The organism is Brevundimonas sp. (genome assembly GCF_013823285.1).
In the GTDB taxonomy this organism is placed as follows: domain Bacteria; phylum Pseudomonadota; class Alphaproteobacteria; order Caulobacterales; family Caulobacteraceae; genus Brevundimonas.
In genome coordinates this window covers 1-4,248 of the sequence record NZ_PNLV01000151.1, presented here as the reverse complement: position 1 = coordinate 4,248, position 4,248 = coordinate 1, and the positions used below count along the sequence as shown (strand labels likewise).

Annotated in this window: 5 protein-coding genes; all 5 read left to right on the top strand. The window is 68.5% G+C overall.

The annotated features are described in order from the left end of the window. Window positions 1-454: alkaline phosphatase family protein (locus tag C0461_RS13635; RefSeq protein WP_292107762.1), on the top strand; the 454-nt coding region annotated here is incomplete at its 5' end. A 117-nt stretch (window positions 455-571) separates the two neighbouring features. Further along, complete coding sequence (locus tag C0461_RS13630; RefSeq protein ID WP_292107761.1) at window positions 572-2,008, top strand: Do family serine endopeptidase; 1,437 nt, start codon at window positions 572-574, stop codon at window positions 2,006-2,008. Between the two features lie 43 nt (window positions 2,009-2,051). After that, window positions 2,052-3,368, top strand: coding sequence for a replication-associated recombination protein A (locus C0461_RS13625; RefSeq protein WP_292107764.1), 1,317 nt, complete (start codon window positions 2,052-2,054; stop codon window positions 3,366-3,368). Continuing rightward, window positions 3,365-3,736 carry a VOC family protein gene (locus C0461_RS13620; RefSeq protein WP_292107759.1) on the top strand — a complete coding sequence of 124 codons (372 nt, stop codon included), beginning with the start codon at window positions 3,365-3,367 and terminating at the stop codon, window positions 3,734-3,736. The genes C0461_RS13625 and C0461_RS13620 overlap by 4 nt, the downstream gene beginning before the upstream one ends. A 62-nt stretch (window positions 3,737-3,798) precedes the next feature. Continuing rightward, window positions 3,799-4,176 (top strand): DUF1622 domain-containing protein, encoded by a 378-nt coding sequence (locus C0461_RS13615; protein ID WP_292107758.1) that lies wholly within the window; start codon window positions 3,799-3,801, stop codon window positions 4,174-4,176. Window positions 4,177-4,248: the final 72 nt, after the last annotated feature.

The following is a 4,248-nucleotide window of genomic DNA, read 5'->3' as shown; positions in this document are numbered from 1 at the left end:
TGACCTGATCGATGTGGAGGCCGTGCAGATCGTTCATTCCGGCGCTTTTACGGGACTGAACCCGGCGCCGGGCCGCGAGGCCGAGGTGCAGACGGTCCTGGTGCGGCGTCACGCGAACATGGAATGCTTCAACAAGGCGGAGTTGCCCGCGCGCCTGGCCTACGGGCGCCATCCGCGCGTTCCCGCCATCCTGTGCCTGCCGGACACCGGCTGGCTGGTGGCGACGCGCAGCCGACCGGTCAACCGCGAGGGCGGCGCCCATGGCTATGACAACGCCGCGCCCGAGATGGCCGCCCTGTTCATCGCCCATGGCCCCGGCATCCGCTCCGGCGTGACGCTTCAGGACGTGGACGCGGTGGATGTGCAGCCCCTGCTGGCGCACCTGCTGGGCCTCACCGGCCCGGACGTGGACGGAGCGCTGGATGATGTCGCGCCGGCGTTGATCCGGCCCTGACGTCGTGGGACGGAGCAGGGCGACGGGGCGCCGCTTCCTGACCGGCTCTGACCTGGCCCTTGCGGCGCCTTGATGCCGTCCCAAATCAGGGGTCAGCTTGGCCGCGTGATATTCCGCATGAACAACACCCTGATTCAGACCATGAAACTGTCTTCCGCCGCCCTCGCCGCCGTGCTGGTTCTCGCCGCCTGCGGCAACGCTGACGAAACCGCCGCCCAGGACGGCGGCTTCCCCGAGCCCAACACCTTCGGCAGCACCGAGCGGGTGGTCCCCGGCGACGTCGGCGCCATGCGGACCTCGTTCGCGCCGGTGGCCGCCGCCGCCAGCCCGGCGGTGGTCAACATCGCCGCGGTGTCCAGCCGGCGCACGGACCCCTTCTTCGAGATGTTCACCGGCCGCTCGCGGCAGCAGGCGTCCTCCATCGGCTCGGGCGTCATCGTGCGCTCCGACGGGGTGGTGGTGACCAACAACCATGTGATCCAGGGCGCCCAGCAGATTACCGTCACCCTGGCCGACCGCCGCGAATACCGCGCCGAGGTGCTTCTGGCGGACCCGCAGTCCGACATCGCCGTGCTGCAGCTCCAAGACGTGGAGGGCGGCCTGCCCGTGCTGCCGATCGACGATCAGGAGCAGCATCTGGTGGGCGATCTGGTGCTGGCCATCGGCAATCCGTTCGGCGTGGGCCAGACCGTGACCAACGGCATCATCTCGGCCCTGAACCGCACCAACACCGGCATTTCGGACGCCGCCTCCTTCATCCAGACTGACGCGGCCATCAATCCGGGCAACTCCGGCGGGGCGCTGGTCGACATGGACGGCGATCTGATCGGCATCAACACCGCCATCTTCTCGCGCTCCGGCACCTCGGCCGGCGTCGGTTTCGCCGTGCCCGCCCAGACCGTGCGTCAGGTGCTGGAGAGCGCCCTCGGCGGCGCCGAGGCGGTGATCCGGCCGTGGCTGGGCGTGCGCAGCGAACCCGTCACCGCCGAGATCGCCCGCAGCCTGGGTCTGCCCCGTCCGCAGGGAGTGCTGGTCACCTCGCTGTATCCGGGCGGCCCCGGCGACCGGGCGGGCATCCAGGAGGGTGACGTCATCACCGCCGTGGACGGCGTCGAGATCAACGACGCCTCGGGCCTGAACTTCCGCGTCGGCTCGCGCCGCCCCGGCGAACGGGCGCAGATCGCCGTCCTGCGCGACGGCCGCGTCCAGACCCTGAACGCCACCGTCCAGCCGCTTCCCGGGGACCGCGACCCCGACCAGGTGCTGATCGAGCGGGGTCTGATGGCCGGCGCCACCGTGGCCGCCTATTCGCCGGCCCTGGCCGACCGTATCGGCGGCGATGCTTTCGCCGCCGGGGAGGGGGTCATCGTCACCCGTCTGTCGGGCCGGGGCTACGCCGCCCGCGCAGGCTTCCGTCCAGGCGACATCGTGCGCGAGATCAACGGTCGCGAGATCGGCTCGGTCTCCGAACTGCAACAGGCGCTGGCCGCTTCCGCGCGCTGGGAGGTGACCATTGAACGACGCGGCCAGCGCATCACCGGCCGCTTCGGCTGACGTCGCGGATGACGGATGGGCGCCCAGCGCCTATCTGTCGTCCATGACCGATCTGTTCGAAGCCGCTGGCGTCCATCCTCCTGACGCGCCCCTGGCCGACCGCCTGCGTCCGCGTTCGCTGGACGAGGTGGTGGGGCAGGACCATCTGCTGGGCGGGGGTGGGCCGATCCGCCGCATGATCGAGGCCGGACGTCTGGGCTCCATGATCCTGTGGGGTCCGCCGGGCACGGGCAAGACCACCATCGCCCGCCTGCTCGCCCAGGCGGCGGGCTATCAGTTCCAGCAGATCAGCGCCGTCTTCTCCGGCGTGGCGGACCTGAAGAAGGCGTTCGAAACGGCGCGGGGCCGCCGCGCCGCCGGCCAGTCCACTCTGCTCTTCGTGGATGAGATCCACCGCTTCAACCGCGCCCAGCAAGACGGTTTCCTGCCCTTCGTGGAGGAGGGGATTGTCACCCTCGTCGGCGCCACCACCGAGAACCCGTCCTTCGAATTGAACGGCGCGCTGCTGTCGCGCTCGCAGGTGTTCGTGCTGAAGCGGCTGGACGACGAGGCGCTGGATCAACTGTTGAGGCGGGCCGAGGCGCAGGAGGAGAAAAGCCTCCCCCTGACCCCCGAAGCGCGCCATGCCCTGCTGGCCCTGGCCGACGGCGACGGCCGCTACCTGCTGACCATGTCAGAGGTGCTGTTCGGCCTGGCCGGCGGCGAACAGCTGGACGTCCAGGCCTTGGCCGGAACGCTGCAGAAGCGCGCTCCCGCCTACGACAAAAGTCGAGAAGAGCACTATAACCTCATATCAGCATTGCATAAATCGGTTCGGGGTTCTGACCCGGACGCCGCCCTCTACTGGCTGGCGCGGATGCTGAACGGGGGCGAGGATCCGCTGTATCTGGCCCGCCGGATCGTGCGCATGGCCGTGGAGGACATCGGCGAGGCGGACCCCCTGTCGCTCCTCGTCGCTAACGCGGCCAAGGATACCTACGACTTTCTGGGCAGTCCCGAAGGCGAACTGGCCCTGGCCCAGGCGGTGGTCCATCTGGCAACCGCGCCCAAGTCCGTCGGTGTCTATGAAGCGTACAAGGCCGCGTCGAAAGCCGCCCGCGAAACCGGCAGCCTCATGCCGCCAGCCAACATCCGCAACGCGCCGACGAAGCTGATGAAGGACCTGGGCTACGGCAAGGGCTACCAGTACGACCCCGACACGCCCGAGGGTTTCTCGGGCGCCAACTACTTCCCCGACGGGATGGAGCGCCGCGTCTTCTACAAGCCGAAGGGCGAGGGGCACGAAGCCAAGGTCCGGGAGCGCCTCGACCGCTGGGCGGCCATGCGCGCGGGTATGAAGGGGGAGGGTGGAGACGAATGAATCTCAATCAGGTCACCGTGGAGGTCGCGGACATCACGCGCGCCACGGCTTTCTATCAGCGTCTCGGGTTGGAGCTGATCGTCTCGGCGGACCATTACGCCCGGCTCCTCTGTCCCGGGGGCGCGACATTTTCGGTGCACCTGGCCGACGCTGTCCAGCCGGGCGGAACGCTTGTCTATTTCGAGTGCGAGGATCTGGACGCCCGGGTCTCGGCGCTAAAGGCCGTTGACGTGGTGTTCGACAGCGGTCCCGCCGACCAACGCTGGTTGTGGCGTGAAGCCCGACTGCGCGACCCGGACGGGAACCGGCTGTGTCTGTACTTCGCGGGCGAGAATCGGGTGAACCCGCCTTGGAGGCTCAAATCCTAGGGGCGCAGACTCGCCCGGCAGGACAGGACTGAACCCCATCCCTGCGGCCACGTTAGGCCCGCATGGAGCCTGAAAGCCTCAAGAGCGTCGTCCTGTGGCTGGCGACGGGCGTCGAACTGCTGGCTGTGGTCATCATCGCCGCCGCTGTCGTCGAGGCGGTGGTTCGGGTGGTGGGTGCCTTCAACGATGAACTGCACCCCCGGGGGCGCACCTATCCGGCCCTGCACAAAAAGGAGGAGATCCGGCTGCGGCTGGGTCGCTGGCTGGTGCTGGGGCTGGAGTTTTTGCTGGCCGCCGACATTCTCAAGACCGCCGTCGCCCCTACCTGGACCGAGATCGGCCAACTGGCCGCCATCGCCGCCCTCCGCACAGTCCTGAACCATTTCCTGCGCCGGGAGATCGAGCATGCACGCGGCCGTCCCGAAAGTGACGCACGATAACCGTTGCCGTTCTCTGAAATCGGCGTAGCGTCCGCCCATCGGAAATTCTTGTGGGAGGGAATGATGACCGAT

What these genes read in the sequence shown, in the direction of transcription:
- C0461_RS13625 (WP_292107764.1), top strand. Translation starts at nt 2,052, where the DNA reads ATGACCGATCTGTTCGAAGCCGCTGGCGTCCATCCTCCTGACGCGCCC.
- C0461_RS13620 (WP_292107759.1), top strand. Translation starts at nt 3,365, where the DNA reads ATGAATCTCAATCAGGTCACCGTGGAGGTCGCGGACATCACGCGCGCC.
- C0461_RS13630 (WP_292107761.1), top strand. Translation starts at nt 572, where the DNA reads ATGAACAACACCCTGATTCAGACCATGAAACTGTCTTCCGCCGCCCTC.
- C0461_RS13615 (WP_292107758.1), top strand. Translation starts at nt 3,799, where the DNA reads ATGGAGCCTGAAAGCCTCAAGAGCGTCGTCCTGTGGCTGGCGACGGGC.